Below are 24,418 nucleotides of genomic sequence, written 5' to 3' on the forward strand. Positions count from 1 at the left end.
CAGGTTGCCATATCTGGATGAAAGAGTCAATCCGCCGGGCAGTCGCCGCCGCACAGCCGCCACTTCAGACCGGAGTAGCGCCGCTGACGGCGGTCATTTTCCGCCATGGCGGCCACGGCGGAGTCGTCTCCCACCACAATCAAAAGCTCTCTCGCCCGGGTGAGGGCCGTGTACAGCACGCCCCGGACCATCAGTGCCGGGGCGGCGGGCATCGCCGCCAGAATCACCGCCCGGTATTCGCTGCCCTGCGCCTTGTGAACCGTCTGGGCATAGGCCAAATCCAGCTCCGATAGCTGGTCGGCGGCATAGGTGCACACCCGGTCGTCAAACACCACTCGGAGCCACTCGCCGCCGGGGTCGATCTGAGCCACACGGCCCACGTCGCCGTTGAAAATGCCGGTACCCATGCTGCCGTCGGTTTTTTGCCAGATCACGTCGTAGTCATTCCGGGTCTGCATGATGCGGTCCCCTTCCCGGAAGACCCGCTCTCCCCACTGGCGCTGGTGCTTGTCCGGCGCGGGGGGATTCAGCGCCGCCTGAAGCAGGCGGTTCAGGTTTTCCGTGCCGCACTCGCCCTTGCGGGTAGGGGAGAGGACCTGAATCTGGTCCGCAGGGACCCCCATCTTCTCCGGCAGGCGGGATTTGCACAGCTCCACCACGGTGCTCACCGCCCGGTCCGGGCTACGGCGCACCATGAAGAAAAAGTCGTTCTGATCGTTGACAAACCGAGGCGGCTGACCCAAATTCACCGCATGGGCGTTGCGGATGATGGCCGACTGCTCCGCCTGACGGAAAACCTCTCGCAAAAACACTGTCTCCACCCGTTTGCTGCGAATGAGGTCGGAGAACACGTTCCCCGCCCCCACGGAGGGAAGCTGGTCCGCGTCGCCTACCAGCACCAGCCGGGTGCCGGGGCGCAGCGCCCGCAGCAGTGCCGCGAAGAGGGACACATCCACCATGCTCATCTCGTCCAAAATCACCGCGTCCGCTTCCAACGGCTCCTTTTCGCACTTGGCAAAGGCGGCCTCCCGGGTGGTCTCGTTCCACGTCACTCCAAGCAGGCGGTGAATGGTCTGGGCCTCCAGTCCGCCGGACAGCTCGCCCATCCGCTGGGCCGCGCGGCCGGTGGGCGCCGCCAGCAGCACATCCAGCCCCATCCGCTGAAACAGGGAAACGATGCCCCGCACGGCGGTGGTTTTTCCCGTGCCCGGTCCGCCGGTGAGGATGAGGACGCCCGTCTGCGCCGCCAAAGCCACGGCCTGACGCTGCTGCTGAGCATAGGTAATCCCCTGGGCCTGTTCGATTTCTGCAATCACCTTGTCCGGGTTCCGGCCCCGGTCCGCGTCGGCGGACAGGAGCGACAGAAGACGGGCGCAGGAGCCTACCTCCGCCTCCCACAGGCGGCGGAGGTAGCAGGCGGAAACGTTTGCCACCTGCTCCTGCACCACCGCGCCCCGGGCGCGGAGATCGTCCACTGCCTTTTCCGCGAGGTCGGCTTCGCAGTTTAAAAGCTGGGACGTGGCGGCGGTCAGCTTGCTGCGGGGGAGAAAGACGTGGCCGTTGCCCTCGTTATGGTTCAGCTCAAAAATCACCGCCGCCTGAAGCCGCGCGTCGCTGTCGGCGGCAATGCCAAGGCTCATGGCGATTTCGTCCGTGGCGGAGAAAGGCACGCCGCACTCGTCCGCGGAGAGGATGTAGGGATTGGAGCGCACGGCCTCCATCGCCCCGTCCCCGTGGAGCTTGCGCAGCAGAATGGCAAGGGCGGGGGAAAGGCCGTACTGTGCCAGAAACGCCATCAGCCGCCGCAGACCCATTTGCAAACGGAAGCCCTCGCCGATTTCCCGGGCCTTCTTTTCGGTGATCCCCCGTAGACAGGTAAGCTTTCCCGGCTCCCGCTCCAATATGTCCAGCGTTTCTTCCCCAAACCGGTCCACGATGGCCCGGGCGGTGGCAGGGCCAACGCCCTTACAGATCCCAGAGGAGAGGTAGTTGAGAATCTCGTCAACCTCTTCGGGAAGGCGGCGTTCCAGCTCCAGCGCCTTGAGCTGCTCTCCGTGCTGGGGGTGGGTTTCCCACACGCCGTTCACCGTCAGGTGTTCGCCGGGAGCCACGCAGGGAATGCAGCCCACCACCGTGTAAAGTTCCCCCTCCTCCGTCACCAGCCGCAGGACGGTATAGCCGTTGTCGGCATTTTGAAAAATGAGGCTATGTACCGTGCCGTCCAGGCAGCAGAGTTCGTCCATGCCGTTTCGTCTTCCTTTTCTCAGTGTGATTGCGGCGGCTCAGAAAAAGTGCAAATCCTTTGCCTCCACCAGCTCCACGTTGCGGCGCAGGTGGCAGAAATATTCCGCCGTCTGCCGTGCATCCTCGGTTATCCCGCAGTCCACCAGCAGAATTTTTGCCGAGGGCAGAGTGTGCCGGGTGCGCAGCAGCTCCCGCAGGTCGGCTTCCAGCGTGGGTGCGTCGCCTTGCAGAGGGAGAAGCAGCCGCACCTCCGGATTGCGGCACCTGCCGGGGAGGAACGCCCCCACGACCAGCCAGACGCAGGTCGTTATCCCCACCGCGGACAGAAATGCGAGAACGCCATCCTGAATGAGTTCCATACTATCACCTCAGGACAGTGTATGCAAAAGTAGGTCCGGCGGTCAGTGCTGCGGCACGTCCGAAGAGCTTGTCTCCTGCGCGTCGGACACGGGGAGCGATTGCTGCGCCAGCAGCGTGTCCAGCTTTTTTTCTATGTCCTTCTGTTTGCTGTGAAGCTCAGTCAGCTTGATGTAAATGCAGGTCATTAGAGAGAAAAATGCTGCTTGAGCTGCCATGCTCCAAAGCGTTTCAACAGGAAGCCCCAATGCGCCCATGCCCCAAAAAGAAAGAAAGGCAAACAGAAGGTATACAATCCAAAGACCGATAAAATTCCCAACCACGGAATCCGCCTACCTTTCCAGACCCAGTTCTTTCATAATCGCTTCCTCCCGCGCCCGCATCTGGACTTTCATCGGCCCCTCGTCCAGATGGTCATAGCCCAGCAAATGCAGCGTGGAATGAACCGCGAGATACGCAAGCTCCCGCCGGTTTGAATGTCCGTATTCCTTGGCCTGCGCCGCCGACCGCTCCATAGAGATCACCATGTCTCCCAGAGGGAGCAGGCCGGTAAAATCCAGAAGGTCCCCGGCGGTTTCAGTTGTAGGCGGCTCGCCGGGTGCAAAGTCAAATTCCGGAAAGCTCAGAACGTCCGTGGGTGTGGGAACCTTCCGCTGCTCCATGTTGATCTTGCGGATGCCCGTGTCCCCAGTGAGAAGCACGTCCACCTCGCAGGGCAGGGTCACGCCCTCCATTCGGAGGGCGGTTTTAATCGCCTTGCGCACAAGGGCACAGGTTTTTTCGTTGGAAGCGCCCGGCACGTCGGCAGTGACGGGGATATAATGGCTTTTTCTCATGACCGTTTCGCCTTTCTCCCGGCGCTCTTCAGCCGGGCCAACTCGTCCCGTTCATAGGCCTCCACAATCCGCTGGACCATGACGTGACGAACCACGTCCGCGTTGGTGAGCTGGCAGATGCCGATGCCCTCCACGCCCTGCAGTACCCGAATGGCTTCCTTCAAGCCCGAAACCTTGTCGGAGGGCAGGTCAATCTGGGTCACGTCGCCGGTGATGACGATTTTGGAGCCGAAGCCCAGCCGCGTGAGAAACATTTTCATCTGTTCCCGGCTGGTGTTCTGGGCCTCGTCGAGAATAATGAAGCTGTCATCCAGCGTCCGGCCCCGCATATAGGCAAGGGGGGCTACTTCGATGTTCCCCCGCTCCAGATATTTCTGGTATGTCTCCGCGCCCAGCATGTCGAACAGCGCGTCGTACAGTGGGCGGAGGTAGGGGTCCACCTTGCTCTGCAAATCTCCGGGCAAAAAGCCCAGCCGCTCTCCCGCCTCCACAGCGGGGCGGGTGAGGATGATGCGGTTGACCTGCTTGTCCCGGAACGCCGCCACGGCGGCGGCCACCGCCAGATAGGTCTTTCCGGTGCCTGCCGGGCCGACGCCTACGGTTATGGTGTTTTTCAGCACCGATTTGAGATACTGCTTCTGGCCGATGGTCTTGGGCTTCACGGGGCGGCCCTTGGTGGTGATGCACAGCACATCGCCGGTCAGCTCCGCAATCTGCCCCTCCTTGCCGGAGCGGACCAGAGAGATGACGTACCGCACGTTTTGCTCTCCGATGGCCTCGCCCCGAGAGGACAGAGTCAAAAGCCCCTGCACGGCCTTGACGGCCAGCAGAACGTTCTCCGGCTCGCCGTCTACCCGCAGCTCCCCGTCCCGGTTCACCACGGCCACTGAAAATTCCTGTTCCACCAGACGGATGTTTTCGTCAAAGGAGCCGAAAATGTTCACCGCCTGCTCCAGCCGCTCGATGCTGATTCGCTGTTCCAAATATGACCACTCCCGTTTGCCGGGCGGCGGCGCGTTCCCGCCGCCCGAATCTGAATGATGGCTTCCCGCAGGGGAAACCGGCCGTCCCCCGGACGGCAGTAAACTAAATTGTAAAGAAAAGCGTCTTGAAAGAAAAGTATTCCTCAAAAGCGTTCCGAAAAAATGCTGAAAAAGGGCGCACACAAGAAGGAAGATGCCAAAAGTGACCCGAAAAGCGGCTTTAAGCCACCGGAGGGCCGGTTATTCCGCCGCCGCTTCCAGCGGCACGGTACGGCCGATTTCTTCCACACATTCCGCCGTCAGCGTGACGCGCAGAACGTCGCCCGTTTGTCGGGAAGAAACAAGAGTGGAACGAATTTCACCGTCCTGTCCCATCAAAGAGGAAAGATATGCGGTGAGCGCCGTCCCTCCCGCGGCCTCCGTCTCCTGCGCCGAGCGGGTCCGAACCGTGGGCTCGAAGGGGCGGTAAATTTCCGTTTCCACCGTCACGGGCAGGGACAGACCGAAGATGGAGACTCGCTGCCGTGTAACCATTTTATCATAGAATGCCCCAAAATAGCTACTGTTTCCATAGAATTTTATCCGCCGGGTTCCGAGAATCAGGGACCGGCGCGTCTCCTCCTTCCCGGCGGTGCTGTTTTCTGATATCGTCAGGGGGAAATTTGCTTCCAGCCGATACCAGGTCCGGGCGGTGATGGAGCCTGCCGCTGTGGTAATTCGGGCGCCAAAGGTGTCCAAATCCTCAATGCCAGAAATCAAAAGCTGGTCTTTTTCCACGGTGTCGCCGGGCCGGACGCACTTTTTTCCCAAAAAGGCGTGAACCTCTAGCACAAGACCGTCCCGCCGGGCCGTCACGTTGCAGGGGGCGCGGCGGTCCACCGGCTCCGGCGCGGTGACCCGCTCCCGCACCTGCACATAGGCCCGGCAGCCGGAGACGTTGACCGTCAGCCAGCTCAGGTCGGGGAGTTCCAGAAGGATGTGGTTGCGTAAATCCTCTCCGTCTATGGAAAAGCCGAAGGTGCCGAAGCCCACTCCGTTTTCCTCCAGCACCCGCAAAATTTCCTCCTCCGGCACCGTCACAGCGCCGTCCACTGTAATCTCCCAGATGAAAAAGCTGCTGAAAAACAACCCTAGAGCGCAGAGGACCAGCCCCGCCGCCAGCGCTTGCCGACGGCGGAACTTCCCTACGAAAAAGGGCGCGCCCTCCCGCTTTTGTACGTGAAGCGTGCAGTCAAGGTTCCGGACCAGCAGCCGCAAAACCCGGAAATCCCGCCGGGAGAGCACGCAGAGAAATGCGTCCGGGCTTTCCCAGCGCACGTCCCACAGCTCCAGTCTTCGCTGGGCGGCGAGATTCAAAATCCGCTCCGGGAAGGAACTCTCCACCCGCAGCCGCACCTGCCCCCGCAGGCGGTTTACCAGCTCGTCAAGCATCTGTTTTCACCCATTCCACCCGCTCTACCGCTCCGCCGATGCGCAGCTCCTCCCCCGTCAGGGCCTCCAGCGTCAGGCTCCGGCCGGAGACGCGCAGAATGCCGCAGGGGGTGTTTATGTCGATGCTCTGGTCACTGTAAGCCAAAATGCCGCTGTGGTGCTCCACAAACAGCCGCCGGTCTCCGATCATCTCCAAATGGCACAGTCCCGCCACCACGTCGCCGGGAAGGTCGAACAGCTCCGCCAGCTCCGTCAGCGGCGTGTCCCGCCGCTTGCGCTTTTCCATCGTCTCACCTCGCTCAACTCTATGAGCGAGATGAAGAAAACTTGCCGGAGGGCAAGCCTTTTTCCATACGATGGCAGGCATGACCAAACTTTGTGGTGCATAGTGTGTCCAGAGGGGGCGGTGGGTTGAAAAAGAGGGCGGTATTGTGTCTCATGGCAGCGCTGGGGCTGGCGGCGCTGCTGGCGGACGCGGAGGGGGTTCGCCAAAGTGTGAGCGAGGCGCTTTCCCTGTGCGCCGGGACGGTGATTCCCTCCCAATTCCTCTTTCTCGCCGCCACCTCTTTGCTTGTGATGCTTGGGGTGGGCGAGGTGCTGGCACCCCGGCTGGAATTTCTGATGTGGCCTTTGTTCCGGGTGGACGGGGCAGGGGCGGCCGCACTGCTGCTGGGCCTCGTGGGGGGGTATCCCATCGGGGCCAGAACCACAGCGGAGCTGTATCGGGAGGGGCTGCTGCGCACCGACGAGGCGGAGCGGCTGTTGGCCTTTTGCAACACGGCAAATCCGGCGTTTCTCATCAGCGTTTTGGGCGTGGGAGTATTTGGCAGCGTCCGCACGGGAATATGGCTGTGGCTGATTCATATTCTCTCCGCCCTGCTGACGGGAATTTTATTTCGCCGGGGAGCCGTGCGGAGACGTGGGTCGCGGCGGCGGATTACGGCCCGTGCCGTGCCGTTTTCTCAGGCCGTGGTGCAGTCGGTGCGCCGAGCGCTGGACTCCATTCTGGGCATCTGCGCCTTTGTCGTGGTGTTTTATGTGCTGGCCCGACCTCTGCGGGGCCTGCCCGGTCTTGCGGGCGCGGCGGCGGTGGGCTTTGTGGAGCTGTTTTCTGTCATTCCCCAGCTCACCGCCAATCGGGCCGGATTTGTTCTGGCGTCGCTTTTGGCGGGCTGGGGGGGCGTGTCCGTGCTGTGCCAGACCTTGGCGGTGCTGGCGGACAGCGGCCTTTCCACTCGCAACTGCATTGTAGGCAAGGCGATTCAGGCGGGCATCGCCGGCGGGCTGGCGCTGCTGGCGGCGGGGTATGTGATCGGTTGAGCGGGTTACGTTGCTTACAGCAATTTCACAAAAAACTGTAAAAAGTTCAGCGTGCAAAATGACTGTCTGTTGCGTTGTGGTCCTTGACGGGCGTTAGCCCGTCAGCGTCCTCCGCCTTGCAGCCAGTCATTTTACGCTGCTTCCTTTTTTCGCATTCTTCTGTGGAATTGCTGTATGAGCGACGCGGGGTTCACGCGTCGCTCATAGGTTGTTTTATTGGACGCAACAGCACGATGGAGAGATATTCCACCAATCAATGCAAAAAATAGGACAAATAGTCCAAAATAGAAAAGTACCATATGTCCTAATTATAAAATTGCATTGGTGATAAAAATGAAATTAAAAATCCGGGATTTAAGAGAAGATAGGGACTTATCTCAAGGCGTTCTTGCAGAATACCTGTTATGCGATCAATCGCTCTATTCCAAATATGAGCGGGGAGAGCGGGAACTGCCGCTGCGGCTGGCTGTCCGTCTGGCGGAGTATTACGGCGTCAGTCTGGACTATTTGGTGGGGCTGACGGACGAGCCCACTCCGTATCCTCGGGGACGGAGGATAAGATGAACGTGTTGGGCGCGGTGCTGGACCTGCTGTTTCCGCCCAAATGCCCCTTCTGCCGCCGCGTAGTGAACCGCACGGGGGTCTGCGAAGCCTGCGAAAAAGCCCTGCCATGGACGGAGGAGGCGACGGGACTGCACAAAGGCGCGGGTGGTCTTGTCTGCGCCGCGCCGCTTTTTTATGAGGGCGCGGTGAGAGAGAGCCTGCTGCGTCTGAAGTTTCACGGGGAATCACATCTGGCCGGGCCGCTGGGCACGCTGATCGCCCGCTGCGCGGCAGAGCGGTTTTCGGGGGAGTTCGACATCGTGACGTGGGTTCCGGTGGGGCCGAAGCGTCTGCGGGAGCGGGGCTATGACCAGGCCCGGCTGCTGGCGGAGGCGGCTTGCCGGGTGTGGGAGATCAGCCCGGAGCGTCTTTTGGAGAAAATCGGAGACAATCCGGCCCAGTCGGGCCTGGCGGATTCCGATGCCCGGCGGGCCAATGTGGTGGGGATGTATGCCGCCTCATCCCCCGCGCGAGCGGCGGGGCGGCGGATTTTGCTTGTCGACGACATTTGCACCACCGGCGCGACGCTGGGAGAGTGCATTCGCACACTGAAGGACGCCGGTGCGGCGAGCGTGGTCTGCGTAACGGCGGCCCTTACCCGGACTGAAAAAGGGGCGTCGGGAAATCAGGCGAAAAAGGGCTGGGAATTTTCATAATTTACAGAATGTACTTGCAATCTGCCATCTTCGCCGATATAATGTACCCGTATGATTGTGTGCGGCGAAAGCCGCTTCTCATAATTTTCAAAAGAACGGCAGAGAATACTGCGGAAAGTGCATGAGGTGGAGGCATGGCCATGGCAAGGGATATCGGTATCGATCTCGGTACCGCTTCGGTTTTGGTATACGTCAAGGGCAAGGGAATCGTGCTGAACGAGCCCAGCGTGGTGGCGCTGGATAAAAATACGGGGAAGCTGCTTCAGGTTGGGTCGGACGCGCAGGCCATGCTGGGCCGCACCCCCGGCAACATCATCGCCATCCGCCCTCTGCGCGAGGGCGTGATCTCCGACTATGACATGACGGAGCGGATGCTCCGCGAGTTCATTCGGAAAGTGGCAGGCTTCTCCTTTTTTAAGCCCAGAGTGATTATCTGCATTCCCTCCGGCATCACAGAGGTTGAGGAGCGTGCCGTGATCGACGCGGGCATTCAGGCGGGCGCGCGGAAGGTTTATCTCATTGAGGAGCCAGTGGCGGCCGCCATCGGCGCCGGCATCGACATTGCCAAGCCCGACGGGCATATGGTGGTGGACATCGGCGGCGGCACCGCCGACATCGCGGTAATTTCCCTCAGCGGCATTGTTGAATCTGCGTCCATCAAGGTGGCGGGCGACCAGCTCAACGAAGCTGTGGTGAAGTATATGCGCCGCAAGCACAACCTGCTGGTGGGCGAGCGGACCGCAGAGGACATGAAAATCAAAATTGGCTGCGTTTTCCCCAAGGACGAGGAGGAGACGCTGGACGTGAAGGGCCGGTGCCTGCTGACGGGCCTGCCCAAGGTGATCACCGTCAGCTCCACGGAGATGATGGACGCTTTTGAAGAGCCGGTGGAGCGGATTATGGAGGCCATCCACTCCGTTTTGGAGCGCACGCCTCCTGAGCTGGTGGCGGACATTTCCACCAACGGCATCGTCATGACCGGCGGCGGCAGTCTCGTTTCCGGGTTTGACAAGCTGGTGGCCGCCCGGACAGGTATCCACACCATGGTGGCGGAGGACGCCATCTCCTGTGTGGCCCTTGGCACCGGCAAAAGTCTGGATGAGCTGAACAACATGCAGGACGGCACACAGAATTTGAGCCGCCGCCGCCAGATGAACTAAAAAACCGAGAAGGCTTTGTTGGACAGACTTTAGACGGCGAAAATCAGGCCCGTATTTTTTAAACATAGCCCGCCGCCTATGGGCGGCGCTGGGCAGGGCCCCGGGGAGTGAAGTTCCCGGGGCCTTGACTTTTGCCTTTTTCAGAGAACTCTGTAAAAAGATGGCGAGGAAACGAATTTGAAAAAAGGTGGTAAATAAAAAAAGCATCTTGCGAAATATACAATAGTCTGCTATGCTGAATAAGTTAAATTGTTCAAATTCAACACTTTAAAGCAAATAGACGGAGGAAAGCATGGAAAACGGATTAGAAAAAAAGTACGGCCTGCCCACGGCCATCTGCATGGTGGTGGGAATCGTCATCGGCTCCGGCGTGTTCTTTAAGGCGGAGGCGGTGCTGGTGCAGACCGGCGGCAACATGCCGCTGGGAATTCTGGCGTGGCTGATTGTGGGCGCAATTATGATTGTGTGCTCCTACGTATTTGCAACGATGGCCACCCGGTATGAAAAAGTCAACGGCGTGGTGGACTATGCCGAGGCGACGGTGGGGAAGCGGTATGCCTATCTGATGGGCTGGTTTATGGGAACCATCTATACCCCCGCCCTCACCAGTGTGCTGGCGTGGGTTTCCGCCCGGTATTTTTCCGTGCTGGTGGGCTGGGACATCACCGGCGGGTCCTGTCTGGTGCTGGCTTGCTTCTTCCTGTGCGCGGACTATGCGCTTAACGCGCTCTCTCCCCGCATCGCGGGAAAGTTTCAGGTTTCCACCACTGTCATTAAAATGGTCCCTCTGCTGCTGATGGGCGTGGTGGGCGTCATCGTGGGTCTTGTCAACGGGCAGATGGCGCAGAACTTTGCCACCGTTTCCGCAGCCACGGTTTCCTCCGGCGAGGGATTGATGAAAGCCACCGTGGCGGTGGCGTTTGCGTATGAGGGCTGGGTGCTGGCCACCTCCATCAACGCGGAATTGAAGGATGCCAAGAGAAATCTTCCCCGCGCGCTGGTTCTGGGGTCCTTCGTGGTAGTGATTACCTATATTCTGTATTACATCGGCCTTAACGGCGCGGTGACCACGGAAGAGCTGATGGCCAGCGGACAGGCTGCTGCAAAGATGGCTTATCAGCGGGTGTTTGGCGAAGCTGCGGGCACGGTGGTGTTCGTGCTGATTGTGATTTCCTGCCTTGGAACGCTGAATGGGCTGATGCTGGCCAACTGCCGCTGCTTCTACGCGCTGGCCGCTCGGGGACAGGGCCCCAAGCCGGAGATGTTCCGGCAGGTGGACCCGGTGACAAACATGCCCAACAACTCCGCGATTCTCTCGCTGCTGTTCGCCGCCTTCTGGCTGCTGTATTTCTACGGGGCAAACCTGACGGCGGGCTGGTTCGGGCCGTTTTCCTTCGATTCCTCCGAGCTGCCGATTATCACGCTGTACGGCATGTATATTGCCATGTTTATCCAGTTTATGCGTAAGGAGCGGACGCTGGGCGCGTTCAAGCGCTTTGTCATGCCGGTTCTGGGGCTGGGCGGCTGCGGCTTTATGGTGTATGCCGCTTTTGCGGGCTATGGCGTCAAGGTGTTTTACTATCTGGTGGTTTACGCGGTGTTTATGCTGGTGGGCAACTTCCTTTACCGCAAAAACGCCTGAGCGCGGCACGAATTATAAATAGGTCCCGCCGGTCCCGGTCAGGGCGCGCCGATTGGGCGCGTTTCGCCGGGACCGGCGGTTTCGTCTTGCCAATTGCAGGGAATGGGGTATAATGAAGAAAAACGATTGTGGAGGGATTTTGTGTTAAACACCACGCTGTGCTATCTGGAGCGGAGGGACGAATACCTGATGCTCCACCGGGTGAAAAAGAAAAACGACCTGAACCATGACAAGTGGATTGGCGTGGGCGGAAAGTTTCTGGAAGGGGAAAGTCCGGAGGAGTGCCTTTTGCGGGAGGCGAAAGAGGAGACGGGGCTGACCTTGACCCGCTGGCGCTATCGGGGCCTTGTGACCTTCCTCTCCGACAAATGGGAAGGGGAGTACATGCACCTGTTCACCGCCGACGCATGGATGGGAGAGCAGACTGTCTGCGACGAGGGGGACCTGCAATGGATTGGGAAAAAGGATTTGCGCAGGCTGCCGCTGTGGAGCGGGGACAATATTTTCCTTGACCTGCTGGAGTCTGACGCGCCCTTTTTCTCGTTGAAGCTGCGCTACGAGGGGCAAACGCTGGCGGAGGCCGCGTTGGACGGCAAGCCCTTGAAGCTCTAGCAGGGAAGCGGGATGGGCGCGTCCTGAAAAAATTGCCGGACGTTTCCGGCGGGATTGGAAATTGGAAGGAGCGTAGTCATGGGCACGATTTTGCTGTACGGCTTTGAGGAGTTGAACGATATTCTGGTCATTAAGGCCGCGGCGGGTCCCTTTGGGGCGGAGGTAAAGCCTGTTTTCCGGGACGGATGGCGCACCCCCGTGGGGGCGCTGGCAGGGCGGGAAACCCGGCCCGCCCGGGAGGGCGTGTTCTCCGGAAAGCTGGGGGGCCGCATGATGGTATTCTGCGACTTGGAGCAGCAGTTGGACGGGCTTTTGGTGGCCCTGCGTCAATCGGGCGTGGGGACAGGGTGCTATAAGGCGGTGCTGACCAAGTGGAATCAGGAGTGGGACGGCATTGCCTTGTTCACAGAGCTTCAGCGGGAGCGGCGGGAAATTGAGGCCCGCAAGCAGGAACAGGCGGAGAAGAAATGAAGCTGCTGGTTTCCGCGTGCCTGCTTGGCCTGCCCTGCCGGTATGACGGGGGAATCAAGCGTCTTGAGGGGATTGGCGCGCTACTGGCGCGGCACGAGTGTGTCCCCGTCTGCCCGGAGCAGTTGGGCGGTCTGCCCACGCCCCGCCCGCCCGCCGAATGTCGGGAAGGGCGCGTTTTCACCCGGGAGGGCGCCGACGTGACGGCAGAATTTGAAAGAGGCGCGCAGGCTGCGCTGGAGTTGGCACGGCTACTTGGCTGCGAAGCGGCGCTGTTGAAGGAGCGCAGTCCCTCCTGCGGCTGCGGCGTGATTCACGACGGAAGCTTTTCCGGCGGACTGACCGCCGGGGACGGTGTGACGGCAGCGCTTTTAAGGGCGGAGGGCATTCCCGTATACGGGGAGCCCCGTATGGGAGAGCTGTCGGGGTAATCGGCGGAAAATTAGGATAATTGGCGGATTTTTGTCGCAAATGGTTGACTTTTATAGAAGCTTTGCTATAATCAGACGTATTGCATGATAGAGGTGCGACAGTCAAAAGTAGCGTCTTCCAAACAGGCCGAGGGGGAGACGGGAAAGGGACTGTTGCCGAGGTTTTGCTCCCCGTGGCCTGACGGGGGCGGAGCCGGTTCGTCGGAGAATATCCGCCGGACTGTCGCCCTGCGGGGCGGAGCGCTGTCGTGATTCGTACGGGTTTGTGGTATGGAGTACTGCCTCTTGGTCCTTACTTTATTTTTTTGAGGAGCTTCCATGAAGAACAAACCCTGCCGAAAGGCGGCGCTTTTTGCCGCTGTGTTTTTGGCTCTGCTGACCGTTCCGGTTTTGGCTGCCGGGGAAGGGACCGGCGCGGCCCCTGTGTTTTACGAGACAATCTGGTCCCTGCTGCCTCCGGTGGTGGCCATCGCTCTGGCGCTTGTGACCAAGGAGGTCTATTCCTCGCTGTTTCTGGGGATTCTCACCGGCGGGCTGCTGTGGTCCGGGTTTTCCTTTGAGGGAACGGTTACTCATGTGTTTCAGGATGGAATCGTCTCCGTGCTTTCGAACGGGTATAATGTGGGAATCATTGCGTTTCTGGTGATTTTGGGCGCGATGGTGAGCTTGTTAAACCGCTCCGGCGGCTCCGCGGCCTTTGGCCGCTGGGCCCAGAAGAACATTAAAACCCGGGCGGGCGCGCAGCTTGCCACCATCGCGCTGGGCATTTTAATTTTCGTTGACGACTATTTCAACTGTCTCACCGTGGGCAGCGTGATGCTTCCCGTGACGGACAGCCATCACGTCTCCCGGGCGAAGCTGGCCTATCTGATCGACGCAACCGCTGCCCCTGTATGCATCATCGCGCCCATCTCTTCGTGGGCCGCCGCTGTCAGCGCCTTTGTGGACGACGGGTCCGGCCTTGCGCTGTTTATCCGTGCCATTCCCTATAACTACTACGCCCTGCTGACGATCATCATGATGATTGGGCTGGTGGTGATGAAGGCGGATTTCGGCCCCATGGCCGTCCACGAGGCCAATGCCGACAAGGGCGATCTGTTTTCCGGGAAAAACCCCTACGCCACAGAGAGCGAGAGTAGCGTATCGGACAGCGGCACGGTGGCGGACTTGGTGGCGCCCATTGTGGTGCTGGTGATCTGCTGCGTGATGGGAATGATTTATTCCGGCGGCTTTTTCTCCGGCGCCAGCTTTGTGGACGCCTTCTCCGGGTCCGACGCGTCCGTGGGGTTGCTGCTGGGCAGCGCCTTCGGTCTGGCGTTTACGATTGGCTTTTACTTTTTGCGCCGCCGGATGAGCTTTAAGGAAATGATGGACTGCATCCCGGAGGGCTTCAAGGCCATGGTTCCGGCCATCCTGATTCTCACCTTTGCGTGGAGTCTGAAGGCTATGACCGATTCTCTGGGTGCGCGGGAGTTTGTGGCCGCCGTGGTGCAGAATTCCGCCCAGAGCTTCCAGCTTCTGCTGCCCGCCATTGTGTTTGTGATCGGCTGTCTGCTGGCCTTTGCCACGGGCACCTCTTGGGGAACCTTCGGAATTCTGATTCCCATTGTGCTGAGCGTGTTCCCGCTGGAAGGCGGCAATCCCCTGAGCATCATCTGCGTCTCCGCCTGCATGGCGGGTGCGGTGTGCGGGGACCACTGCTCCCCCATTTCCGACACCACCATCATGGCTTCGGCGGGAGCCAAGTGCGACCATGTGAGCCATGTGTCCACCCAACTTCCTTATGCCGTCGCGGCGGCGGCGGTGAGCTGCGTGACCTATATTGTGGCAGGCACTTTTGCAGCCGCGGGAATTGCCCCGTGGCTGGCGCTGCCCGTGGGCATTGTGCTGATGCTGTTGACGCTGGCCGTGGCGGCCCGTTTTAAAAGAGCCTAAAAAAGCGGTTGACAAATGCGTTGGCCGCGAGTATACTACGTTTTAATCAAAACAAACCGAAGCGCCGGAGTGAGTACCCATATCCGAGCCCGGTATAGAGAGCCGCTGACGGTGGAAATGCGGCGCGGGCAGATTTGGCGAATGGACCGGCAAGGGCAAACCGAACGGCGGAAGCTTAGTAGGGGAGACGGGGAGGGCGCCCCGTTAAAAAAGGCCGGCACATGACAGTGTGCTGAAAAGTGGGCGCGGTTACCGCGTCAAGCCGGGTGGCACCACAGGAGTGAAATCGCTCTTGTCCCTGCAAGTATTTGCAGGGACAAGGGCTTTTTTTATTTTTATTTGGTCGGTGATCCGGCCGAATGCTTCAGAAAGGAAGGGAACATCATGGAACGCAAAGTCCCGTACAAAACCTATTTGACCGAACAGGAGCTTCCCAGGCAGTGGTACAATGTGCGCGCGGACATGAAGACCGACCACCGCCCCATTCTGCACCCGGGGACGCTGAAGCCCGTGACCCCGGCGGATATGTCGCCCATTTTCTGTGAGAAGCTTGTTGGGCAGGAGCTGAACGCCACCGACCGCTTCATCGACATCCCCGAGGTGGTCCGTGACTATTACAAGATGTACCGCCCCTCTCCGCTGGTGCGGGCATACTGTTTAGAGAAAGCGTTGGACACTCCGGCGAAAATCTACTATAAGTACGAGGGTGGCAACACCAGCGGAAGCCACAAGCTAAACTCCGCCATCGCGCAGGCGTATTACGCCAAGGAGCAGGGCCTCAGGGGCGTGACCACCGAGACGGGAGCGGGACAGTGGGGCACCGCCTTGTCCATGGCCTGCGGCTATTTTGGGCTGGATTTGAAGGTCTTCATGGTCAAGGGTTCTGCGGAGCAGAAGCCCTATCGCAAGGCTGTGATGGAAACCTATGACGCGTCGGTCATCTCTTCGCCTTCTGACACCACCGAGGTGGGCCGCCGGATGCTGGAGGAATTTCCCGGAACCTCCGGAAGCCTTGGCACCGCGATTTCTGAGGCGGTGGAGAAGGCCACTACCACCGAGGGTTACCGCTACGTGCTGGGTAGCGTTTTGAATCAGGTACTGCTGCACCAGTCCATTATCGGGCTGGAGACAAAGGCGGCTCTTGAAAAGCTGGACGAATACCCCGATATTCTCATCGGCTGCGCGGGCGGCGGCTCCAATCTTGGCGGACTGATGGCTCCCTTTATGGCGGATAAGCTGACAGGGAAGCGGGCCCCGCATTTTATCGCGGTGGAGCCTGCCTCCTGCCCTTCTCTGACCCGGGGACGGTTTGCCTACGATTTCTGCGACACGGGAAAGGTCACGCCGCTGGCTAAGATGTATACGCTGGGCTGCGGCTTTATCCCGGCGCCCAACCACGCGGGCGGGCTGCGCTATCACGGTATGAGCCCCATCCTCTCTCAGCTCTATCACGACGGATTTTTGGACGAAGCCCGCTCCGTCACGCAGACCAAGGTCTTTGAAGCGGCAAAGCTCTTTGCGAAGGTGGAAGGCACGCTGCCTGCGCCGGAATCGGCCCACGCCATTCGGGTCGCCATTGACGAAGCCATCCGGTGCAAAGAAGCGGGGGAGGCTAAGACCATCGTCTTCGGGCTCACCGGAACGGGGTACTTTGACATGGCGGCGTATATGTCCTATCACGAAGGCAGTATGACCGATTATATCCCCACCGACGAGGATTTGGCCCACGGCTTTTCCTACATTCCCAAACTGCCGGGGATTCAAGAGTAACGTACGCTACTTTGCGCTGGAGAGCGGCTTCCGGCGTAAGCGACGCGCTTCGGTCCCCAACTGTTTATAAAAGGCATGGAGCGCGGATTCCCCTGTGGACGGATAACAAAAAGCAGACCCTTTGTGCGGCCAAGGCCGCGCAAAGGGTCTGTGCTGTTTAGGGGCAGCCCGACAAAAGCCGGAAGCTATTTCAGCTTGGATTTGATCTTCGCCTTTGCCTCCGGGCTGAGAACTCCGGCGGCAATCCGCACGGGCAGGGAGGGCAGGCGAAGAAATTTCTGCCGCACCTGATCAAAGGGCTGCAAGGCATAGGCCGCGAAAAACGCCGCCCGATCTCCGGGCTGGGTGATGGGAGCGGCCAGCCGGGGATTTCCCGCCACGGCCCGCTCCGGCGAGAAGGGTTGCCGCCCAAGGGGGAGACGGTCAAAAATATGACTGGCGTGGGCGGTGTTCACAATCAGAAGGGACACGCCCTTTTCCTGCTGGTCGCAAAGCTCGTCGGGCCGTAGGCCCCAGAAGTCCCCAAGGGTAAAGTCCCCCGTCCGGGACAAAGAGGTATAGGCACACCGGTGGCAGCAGGGCCGCAGGAACAGCGCCCTGCCGAATGCCCGGCCCCACTCCGTCTGAAACAAAGGGGCGGAATCGGCCGACCCATCCTTATAAAGCAGGGTAAAGTGACTGTTTTTCCAACCTGCCACCTTGTTGCGAAAGCGCACGGTTTGCAGGGAGCGCCGCCGATGGCTTTCAATGGAGCGAACCATGTCTGCCCACACGCCGGGGGAGGGAACGCCCTGACACACCACGTCGCAGGTGGTGAGATTTTCCGGACGGTGGCCCAAAAAGTGATATAGACCGTCGACCTGACAGGGGGTGCCGGAGAAAAGCACGGGGCGGGATTTTAAAAGCTCCCGAATCTCCCGGTACACGCCGCGTAAATCGCTTTGCACATATTTTGCCCCCCGGAGATAGCGTAAATCCTCCGGTGAGAAGCAGGCGATGTGCCGCAGGCGCTGCCTGTCATCCAGCGCCGCGCCGAACACCACGCCGCCGCTTTCCAGCGTATCTGCCGCGATGAGGGAGAATACGCCCCCGGAGGTGGAGTCCTTGCGAATTACGTCGTCCCGGTTCCACGCGGCAAACACCGCCGGGAGGGGGCAACTCTTGGGCGGGTGAAGCGGCGGGCAGACCGCCGTGCACCGCCCGCAGTGAATGCATTTTTCAAGGTCTACCAAGGGGTAGGCAAAGCCCTCCCGGTCCGGCTCCATGGAAATGGCGTCTTTTGGGCAGATGGAGGCGCAGGCGGTGCAGCCCGTGCAGTCCGCCCGGCCGACAAGCTCCGGTAAATCCGAGCCGCTTTCGGCCTTTTCCGGGGTGGGAATCGGCTCATTCATCAGCGCGGCGCGGAGATACGCCAGAGAATTTCGACGCTCCGCCTCCAGCCGCTTGGTGGCGGCGGACCAGTCCACAGGGGCCGACAGACCGGCGGAGTCGCCCTTTCCGATAATGCGGTCTGCAAGGCCCAGCCGGTCCAGAAGACTGAAAATCCGGGACTGCTCCGGCGCGGCCAACTCCGCCGGAGAAACGGCGGTGAAAAATGGCTTTTGGAATTGCACGGAGAATACGGTCCCGTGGAAGGAGTTGGTGCACACGTAGGCGGCGTGGCGGAACAGGCCGAGAAATTCCGCGGGCCCCGCGGAAAAGACGCACTCCGCCTTGGGGTGAACCTTTTGCCGCAGACCGCAAAGCTGGACTACGGGCAGTCCCGTCTCCTCCTGCAAGCGGCGGATGTAAGGCTCCAGCGGCCCAGGGGCGCTGATGCAATAGCACAGGATATAGCCGGAGGGCTGCTTCGGCTCCGCCGAAAGGGCGGCCCAGTCTTCCTGCCGCAGAAGCAGCGTGGGGTCCAGCACCACGGGGGCCTCCCGCCCGCCAACCTCACGGAGAATGGCCTGCCCCCGCGCTTCCCGTGCGGAAAGGTGGGAAAAGTCATCAAGATATCGGCGCAGCTCTTCCTCCATCCCGTCGGGAATCCGGGGAATGCCGAAGGAAGGGGCATAGGCAATTTTCCGTCCCGCCGTAAACCGGCTGAAAAACACCGGGTCAAACCGCCCGTCGGGAAAAATCTTGGGGTTCCATATCTGGTCGCTGCCGGAGAGATACACGTCGCAATCAGGCGCACTTTCGAGTTCCCGTAGGCTTTCGTACCGCCGCTCCGTAATCTTCAAATTGCGGGAGGCGAAATCCTCAAACCGCTGATACCGCTCGCGCATGGCGGAGTAGTGGAGGGCGGTGTGGGCGTTTGCAGCCGCGGAGGAAAGCCCCCCTGCGCGGCGGAATAGATCGTTATTCTGATTAACGTAGTAGTTGAAAATTTCGCAGGAGCTTCCAAGCTGTTCCACGGCCCGCTGCGTGGCGCAGGCCTGTAAAACCGCGCCATAGTGGTGGATATGAAAAAAGGTAACAAGGCCCGTTTTCAAGTGACGGCCTCCTTCCTGAAATTACTGCTGAGAGGACGGCTCCTCCATGGGTCCGAAGTCTGGAAAGTCATCCTCGGCGATCCAATCCTCCACGGGGACCACATCAAACTCCGTTTCCGTCCGCCGGATGACCACACGTTCAAGACCGGAGTTTATCACCTGCCTGCGGCACATGGAACAGGAGGTCGCGTCGCCCAGAAGCTCACCGGTCCGGGCGTCCCGGCCCACAAGGTACAGGGTTCCGCCCACCATGTCTCGCCGGGAGGCGGAAATAATAGCGTTAGCCTCGGCGTGGACACTGCGGCATAGCTCGTATCGCTCCCCTCGGGGGACTTTTGCCGCCTCGCGGGTGCAATAGCCCATGTCCACGCAGTTTTTCCTGCCCCGGGGTGCGCCGTTGTAGCCGGTGGAAATAATCTCGTCATTTTTCACGATGATGGCTCCGTACACCCGGCGTAGGCAGGTGGCCCGCTCCAAAACAGTCTCTGCGATGTCCAGATAGTAATTTTCCTTGCTGATACGATTCATAGATGTCCTCCGTGAAGTCCGGTACTTTTGCCGGAGATTGAAAAAGCCTGCTTAAATGGCGGATTCCACCTGCCGCCGGAGGTCCAATCCTGCCCGGACGGCGATCAGCTCCGCCGCCACGGAGACGGCAATTTCCTCCGGCGTCTGTGCCCCGATGGAAAGGCCTATGGGCGCGTAAAGCACGGCGTATTCCTCCGCCGTGAAGCCAGCGCCCAACAGGCGCTTACGGCACAGGGCCAGCTTTTGCTTGCTTCCGATGCAGCCAATGTACCGTGCGCCGGAGCGCAGGGTTTGAGACAGCACCTCGTAGTCCGCGTTGTGGCCCCGGGTCATCACAACCACATAATCCCGGGGGGTAACGGGGATGTCCAGCCGTTCAAAGTCGCACACCTGAACCTGCTGGGCGGTGGGCAGAAACGCAGGGTTGGCAAATTCGGCCCGATCATCGTACACGGCGCAGCGAAAGCCAAGGGGATACAGGGCGGATACCAGCGCCCGGGACACATGCCCCGCGCCGAAGATGTGAACCCACCCGGATTGGGACACGGGGACGGAGAACCAGCCGCCGTCCGTCAGCATGGGCCCGTCCCCCAGCAGGGGGGCAAGGGAGGCATCAGCTTCGTCCGCCCCGGAGAGGGCGCGGACCTCGGCCACGCGGCTGTCGTCCAGCCGCAGGGCCAGCCATGCGTCCTGTCCTCGAGCGTGAGCTCCCTTGAGCGTGCGGAAGGCGGACAGCGCCGCTTCGTCCCGGGGAGAGATATAATGGAGCTGCACCGTCACGTCGCCGCCGCAGATCATCCCAAGGCTGTGGTCGTTGCCCTGAATAAAGCGGTAGTCCTGCCGCTGGTCCTCACCGGATTTCAAAATTTCGGCTGCTTGTCTCTGAGCCTCGTATTCCACGTTGCCGCCGCCGATGGTCCCGGCGGAGCTTCCATCTGGCAGCACCGCCATCATTGCCCCGGCCCCCCGGGGTGTGGACCCGGCGGAGGATAAAAGGCTTATAAGACACACAGGCTGCCCGCTTTCCAGCCCGTGGATCAACGCATTCCAAAACTCCCGCATAAGGCTCCTCCGTTTCGTCGCTATGTATTCCGTCCAAGTGTACCGAAGAGCACGCCGCCGTACAGTCAGTTTCATCGTATGGGCCCGCCGTCTGGCGACAGATGCAAAGCGCCGTCGCGGCAAGTACGTTCAAGCATATTTAACATATGTAACAGTTCTCCTTGGGTATTATATCAGCTTTTTTCCGGTTTGAATATAAAAAAACGGAAAATAATCCGCTTTCGATCAAAACTGACCCGAGGGGGCGCGATAAACCGAGGGGCCTGCGAAAACGCAGGCCCCTCGGTCGAGGTTATGGAATAGACGGGGGAATCCCCGCTCGGCGGATAATTAATTCGCGGGCGCGTCGCTCTCCAGCAGGGCTTTTGCACTGGCGGCAAGCCCCGCCAAACCTTGAATCTCGGAGGGAATAATAATTTTCGTGGCCTTTCCGTCGGCCACCTTCACCATCGTCTCCAACGCCCGGAGCTTGATAACCTGATCGTTGGGGCTGGATTCGTTCAGCAGGCGCAGCGCGTCGGCCGTTGCCTGCTGGACCTTCATAATCGCATCCGCCTCGCCCTCGGCGTGGAGAATGGCAGCCTGCTTTGCCGCGTCGGCCCGCAGGATGGCAGCCTGTTTTTCGCCCTCCGCCACCAGAATCTGGCTCTGCTTCTGGCCCTCGGCCTGAAGGATGGCCTCGCGGCGTTCCCGCTCCGCCTTCATCTGCTTTTCCATAGCGTTCTGAATTTCCTTGGGAGGAAGAATATTCTTCAGCTCCACCCGATTTACCTTAATGCCCCAAGGGTCTGTAGCCTCGTCCAAAATGGCGCGCATCCGGGTGTTAATGATGTCGCGGGAGGTGAGAGACTGGTCCAGCTCCATGTCGCCGATGATGTTTCGCAGAGTAGTGGCGGTGAGGTTTTCAATGGCGTTCATGGGACGCTCCACACCGTAAGTATACAGCTTAGAATCGGTGATCTGGAAGTAAATAACGGTGTCGATCTGCATGGTGACATTGTCCTTGGTGATGACAGGCTGGGGTGCAAAATCCGCCACCTGCTCCTTTAGGGACACCCGCTTTGCAATCCGCTCGATAAAGGGAAGCTTGAAATGCAAACCCACGCCCCACACTGTGCGGAACGCGCCCAGACGCTCCACCACATAGGCTTTGGACTGCTGGACGATGACGATGTTGCTGACGATCAGCAGTAAAACGAGAATCACCAGAACAATCAGGGCAATGCTTTGAATAGGAATAGGCATTTATTTGACTCCTTCCAAAATTATATTTTTTTCCACAAAGAGTTTTACACCCTCCATTTTGGACACGGAAACAAGACTGCCCACAGGGAAAATCGCTCCGTCGGTGCTGCGGGCCGTCCAGGTCTTGCCGTCCACATAGACAGCGCCGGTGGCATTTTCGTTATCCACGATTTCCGTCACCTTGCCCGTCTGGCCGATCACCCGGTCCAGATTGGTGGGAACGGCTTTGTTCACCCGTATTTTCCGCACCAGAGGGCGGGTGGCTGCCAGCGCGGCGGTGGATACGACAAGAAACAGCGCAAACTGCACGGGCGCGGACGCGCTCAGCATCGCCGCAATCAGCGCGGCCAGCGCTCCTGCCACGAACCAGATGGACACCAGACCGGCGGTAGCGGCTTCCGCCACGCCGAAGAGCACAATAGCACCCAGCCAAACCCAAATCATCATGATAAAAAACCTCCTTTGGAAAGCATTCGATGGGGGTAAGATAGATCAAAAAGCAATAATTTATAGTTCATGCACTCATTGTATCACATCTTCGAGAAAAATACCAGCCCCGCAAGGCGGTTGATTCTGGTATGCACCCGGAAAAAATTGTTTTATAAATTAGACGGATAAAGAGGCTGAAAGGTTTCAAGATAAAAGCACATTTTTGGGGCGGCCCAGAATTTTTAAGTTTGCCGCGTTGCACATTTTTTGAATATCTGGTATAGTGATGCAGATATTTTAAACACTTAAAGGAGGCGCGGCCCATGACGCTGACGGTACCTTGCCTGTTCGGACTGGAAAGTCTGGTGGCGGACGAAATGAAACGATTGAATTTGCAGGAGGTCCGGGCGGAGAACGGCCGGGTCCACTGTCTGGGAACTCAGGCGGACATTGCCCGGCTGAATATGAACCTGCGCTGCGGAGCGCGGGTTTTGATGGAGCTGGGCAGCTTTCCCGCCAAGGACTTTGAGGCCCTGTTTCAGGGCGTATACGCTCTTCCGTGGGAGGACTATATTCCCAAGGACGGTGAATTTCCTGTAAAGGGCTATTCCTTGAACTCCCAGCTCCACTCTGTTCCCGCCTGTCAGGCGATTGTGAAAAAGGCATCCGCCAAGCGGCTGGGTGAGAAGTACGGCATGGAGATGCTGACGGAGACGGGGAGCCGCTATCAGCTTCAGTTCGCCATCGTGCGGGACGTGGCTACGGTGTATCTGGATACCTCCGGCGAGGGGCTGTACAAGCGGGGCTATCGGGCGCAGGGGGTGGTTGCGCCGCTGCGGGAAACGCTGGCGGCTGCACTGGTGACCCTGTCCCGTTACCGGGGCCGGGACCCCTTCTGCGACCCCTTCTGTGGCTCCGGTACGATTGCCATTGAGGCGGCGCTCATCGCTAAAAACCGTGCTCCGGGCCTGAATCGCAGCTTTTCCGCCCAGAGGTGGAAGAACATGGACGCAGAGCTTTGGCAGGACGCGGCGCAGGAGGCGCGGGACCGCGAGTTCCACGGAATCTATGATATCTGGGGCGGCGACATTGACCCGGCGGCGGTGGAGCTGGCGCGGCATAATGCGGAGCTTGCCGGTGTGGGGGACTGTGTCCGCTTTGAAGTGGCCGACGCGGCAAAATTTCACCGGGACAGCGAATACGGCCAACTGGCCACCAACCCGCCCTACGGCGAGCGGCTGATGGAGCGAAGCGAGGCCGAGGCGCTGTACCGCGTCTTCGGCGCGGCCTGCCGGGACTTACCGCCCAAGTGGCGGGTGTTGGTGCTTTCGTCGCATACAGAGTTTGAGCGGTCGTTTGGCAAGCAGGCCGACAAAAAGCGCAAGCTCTACAACGGAATGCTGAAATGCGATTTATTTATGTACGGAAAGTGATTTTTCGTCAAGAAAATACAAAATGTATAACAGTCTCCGGCGTTAAAAACGCCGGAGACTGTTTGCATCCGTGAGATTGTATGGTGGGAAATGGGTCTGTCCCGGTAGACACGCCGCCCCGCGCGATTACTCCGCATCCGCTTCGCGATTACCTGGTGCGCGCAGCATCGGCCATACCCGCCGCATCAGGAGAATTTTCAAACCCAGCAGCACTGCCGCCGCGGCGCAACGGAAAAAACCGCCCAGCAAAAAGACCACGAAGGGCATGGCGACGCTGAATAGAACCTGCGGAAGGAACAGCGCCAAAAACCAGTCCCCGGCTCTGGGCTTCAAGGCCGGATTTTTTCCACGGGCCCAGGTCCCGTCCCGAAACATCATCGCATAGCTAAGGCTCCGGCTCAGCAGCAGGTAGCACATCCATACCTGATACATGATGAAAGGAACAGCGACGCGGCCACCCGCCATCGAAAATGAGACCAGCAGGGCCAATTCCCCCACGCCGATCAGATAGATCAGCGTCAAAAGCGGGTGCGTTCCATTCAACAGCTGTTTTAGTTTCATAAAGCTCCTCCTCCCAAAAAACGCCCGCGTTTAAATCAGGGTATCCGGCGGGTGCGCCGGCGCGCTGGTCGGCCTTTCTATTTTAAAGTATACTGCGCAAATACTTTCATGGCAAGCCGCTTTGCAAACTCCTGCCGATTTTGCTTGTCAGGGCGTTTTCCGCCGCCCTGCGGGGAAGTTCACAAAATTTTCACAGATTTTCCCTCCATACCCCCTTTACAAACGGACGTGGATG

24 protein-coding genes and 1 riboswitch are annotated in these 24,418 nt (G+C 59.6%); of the genes, 11 read left to right on the forward strand and 13 right to left on the reverse strand.

All coding sequences use genetic code 11. The features are described from left to right. Window positions 1–26: 26 nt before the first annotated feature. From RTK01_RS08490 to RTK01_RS08520, 7 genes are all read right to left on the reverse strand, one after another. Complete coding sequence (locus RTK01_RS08490; RefSeq protein WP_312280562.1) at window positions 27–2,243, reverse strand: ATP-dependent RecD-like DNA helicase; 2,217 nt, start codon at window positions 2,241–2,243, stop codon at window positions 27–29. 39 nt (window positions 2,244–2,282) lie between these two features. After that, window positions 2,283–2,603 carry a hypothetical protein gene (locus tag RTK01_RS08495; RefSeq protein WP_312280563.1) on the reverse strand — a complete coding sequence of 107 codons (321 nt, stop codon included), beginning with the start codon at window positions 2,601–2,603 and terminating at the stop codon, window positions 2,283–2,285. A gap of 42 nt (window positions 2,604–2,645) precedes the next feature. Then, window positions 2,646–2,924 carry a hypothetical protein gene (locus RTK01_RS08500; protein WP_312280564.1) on the reverse strand — a complete coding sequence of 93 codons (279 nt, stop codon included), beginning with the start codon at window positions 2,922–2,924 and terminating at the stop codon, window positions 2,646–2,648. Window positions 2,925–2,933: 9 nt separating this feature from the next. Continuing rightward, window positions 2,934–3,437 carry an rRNA maturation RNase YbeY gene (gene ybeY / locus RTK01_RS08505; RefSeq protein WP_312280565.1) on the reverse strand — a complete coding sequence of 168 codons (504 nt, stop codon included), beginning with the start codon at window positions 3,435–3,437 and terminating at the stop codon, window positions 2,934–2,936. Beyond that, on the reverse strand, window positions 3,434–4,420 hold the full coding sequence (locus RTK01_RS08510) for a PhoH family protein (RefSeq protein ID WP_312280566.1): 987 nt from the start codon (window positions 4,418–4,420) through the stop codon (window positions 3,434–3,436). Before RTK01_RS08510 ends, ybeY begins: the two co-directional genes overlap by 4 nt. A 240-nt stretch (window positions 4,421–4,660) precedes the next feature. Beyond that, a complete protein-coding gene (locus RTK01_RS08515; protein WP_312280567.1) occupies window positions 4,661–5,851 on the reverse strand; it encodes a sporulation protein YqfD in 1,191 nt (396 codons plus the stop codon). Then, entirely contained in the window at window positions 5,844–6,137 is a 294-nt protein-coding gene (locus RTK01_RS08520) for a YabP/YqfC family sporulation protein (protein ID WP_312280568.1), read from the reverse strand. The genes RTK01_RS08515 and RTK01_RS08520 overlap by 8 nt, the downstream gene beginning before the upstream one ends. A 125-nt stretch (window positions 6,138–6,262) precedes the next feature. On the opposite strand from RTK01_RS08520, the gene RTK01_RS08525 reads away from it, so the two are divergent. The 10 genes from RTK01_RS08525 to RTK01_RS08570 all read left to right on the forward strand — a co-directional run bounded on the left by RTK01_RS08525 (window position 6,263) and on the right by RTK01_RS08570 (window position 16,448). Next, window positions 6,263–7,171, forward strand: a complete 909-nt coding sequence (locus RTK01_RS08525) for a sporulation protein (protein ID WP_312280569.1) — start codon at window positions 6,263–6,265, stop codon at window positions 7,169–7,171. Between the two features lie 333 nt (window positions 7,172–7,504). Continuing rightward, window positions 7,505–7,735, forward strand: a complete 231-nt coding sequence (locus RTK01_RS08530) for a helix-turn-helix transcriptional regulator (protein ID WP_312280570.1) — start codon at window positions 7,505–7,507, stop codon at window positions 7,733–7,735. Further along, the gene (locus tag RTK01_RS08535; protein WP_312280571.1) at window positions 7,732–8,430 is read left to right on the forward strand and encodes a double zinc ribbon domain-containing protein; all 699 of its coding nucleotides are present in this window, start codon (window positions 7,732–7,734) and stop codon (window positions 8,428–8,430) included. The genes RTK01_RS08530 and RTK01_RS08535 overlap by 4 nt, the downstream gene beginning before the upstream one ends. A gap of 134 nt (window positions 8,431–8,564) precedes the next feature. Next, a complete protein-coding gene (locus RTK01_RS08540; RefSeq protein WP_293007682.1) occupies window positions 8,565–9,590 on the forward strand; it encodes a rod shape-determining protein in 1,026 nt (341 codons plus the stop codon). A 292-nt stretch (window positions 9,591–9,882) separates the two neighbouring features. Further along, complete coding sequence (locus RTK01_RS08545; RefSeq protein ID WP_312280572.1) at window positions 9,883–11,232, forward strand: APC family permease; 1,350 nt, start codon at window positions 9,883–9,885, stop codon at window positions 11,230–11,232. Window positions 11,233–11,373: 141 nt separating this feature from the next. After that, window positions 11,374–11,844, forward strand: coding sequence for an 8-oxo-dGTP diphosphatase (locus tag RTK01_RS08550; protein WP_312280573.1), 471 nt, complete (start codon window positions 11,374–11,376; stop codon window positions 11,842–11,844). Between the two features lie 78 nt (window positions 11,845–11,922). Beyond that, window positions 11,923–12,315 (forward strand): DUF3783 domain-containing protein, encoded by a 393-nt coding sequence (locus tag RTK01_RS08555; RefSeq protein WP_312280574.1) that lies wholly within the window; start codon window positions 11,923–11,925, stop codon window positions 12,313–12,315. Continuing rightward, window positions 12,312–12,743, forward strand: coding sequence for a DUF523 domain-containing protein (locus tag RTK01_RS08560; protein WP_312280575.1), 432 nt, complete (start codon window positions 12,312–12,314; stop codon window positions 12,741–12,743). The genes RTK01_RS08555 and RTK01_RS08560 overlap by 4 nt, the downstream gene beginning before the upstream one ends. 80 nt (window positions 12,744–12,823) lie before the next feature. Further along, a riboswitch (Lysine riboswitch) is annotated at window positions 12,824–12,997 on the forward strand. A 64-nt stretch (window positions 12,998–13,061) separates the two neighbouring features. After that, on the forward strand, window positions 13,062–14,678 hold the full coding sequence (locus RTK01_RS08565; protein ID WP_312280576.1) for a Na+/H+ antiporter NhaC family protein: 1,617 nt from the start codon (window positions 13,062–13,064) through the stop codon (window positions 14,676–14,678). Between the two features lie 384 nt (window positions 14,679–15,062). Then, window positions 15,063–16,448, forward strand: coding sequence for a TrpB-like pyridoxal phosphate-dependent enzyme (locus tag RTK01_RS08570; RefSeq protein ID WP_312280577.1), 1,386 nt, complete (start codon window positions 15,063–15,065; stop codon window positions 16,446–16,448). A 185-nt stretch (window positions 16,449–16,633) separates the two neighbouring features. On the opposite strand, the gene RTK01_RS08575 is transcribed toward RTK01_RS08570, so the two are convergent. From RTK01_RS08575 to RTK01_RS08595, 5 genes are all read right to left on the reverse strand, one after another. Then, window positions 16,634–18,925 carry a polysaccharide pyruvyl transferase family protein gene (locus RTK01_RS08575; RefSeq protein WP_312280578.1) on the reverse strand — a complete coding sequence of 764 codons (2,292 nt, stop codon included), beginning with the start codon at window positions 18,923–18,925 and terminating at the stop codon, window positions 16,634–16,636. Between the two features lie 21 nt (window positions 18,926–18,946). Then, window positions 18,947–19,453, reverse strand: a complete 507-nt coding sequence (locus RTK01_RS08580) for a deaminase (protein ID WP_312280579.1) — start codon at window positions 19,451–19,453, stop codon at window positions 18,947–18,949. 51 nt (window positions 19,454–19,504) lie between these two features. After that, the gene (locus tag RTK01_RS08585) at window positions 19,505–20,515 is read right to left on the reverse strand and encodes an XdhC/CoxI family protein (RefSeq protein ID WP_312280580.1); all 1,011 of its coding nucleotides are present in this window, start codon (window positions 20,513–20,515) and stop codon (window positions 19,505–19,507) included. A 330-nt stretch (window positions 20,516–20,845) separates the two neighbouring features. Then, on the reverse strand, window positions 20,846–21,760 hold the full coding sequence (locus tag RTK01_RS08590) for an SPFH domain-containing protein (RefSeq protein WP_312280581.1): 915 nt from the start codon (window positions 21,758–21,760) through the stop codon (window positions 20,846–20,848). Further along, a complete protein-coding gene (locus tag RTK01_RS08595; RefSeq protein ID WP_312280582.1) occupies window positions 21,761–22,207 on the reverse strand; it encodes an NfeD family protein in 447 nt (148 codons plus the stop codon). A 305-nt stretch (window positions 22,208–22,512) separates the two neighbouring features. Between RTK01_RS08595 and RTK01_RS08600 the strand changes: the two genes are divergently transcribed. Further along, window positions 22,513–23,622, forward strand: a complete 1,110-nt coding sequence (locus RTK01_RS08600; RefSeq protein ID WP_312280583.1) for a class I SAM-dependent RNA methyltransferase — start codon at window positions 22,513–22,515, stop codon at window positions 23,620–23,622. Between the two features lie 126 nt (window positions 23,623–23,748). Here RTK01_RS08600 and RTK01_RS08605 read toward each other — a convergent pair whose 3' ends face one another. After that, window positions 23,749–24,183, reverse strand: a complete 435-nt coding sequence (locus RTK01_RS08605; protein WP_312280584.1) for a hypothetical protein — start codon at window positions 24,181–24,183, stop codon at window positions 23,749–23,751. Window positions 24,184–24,418: the final 235 nt, after the last annotated feature.

Source organism: Oscillibacter sp. (assembly GCF_031978065.1).
Lineage (GTDB): Bacteria > Bacillota > Clostridia > Oscillospirales > Oscillospiraceae > Oscillibacter.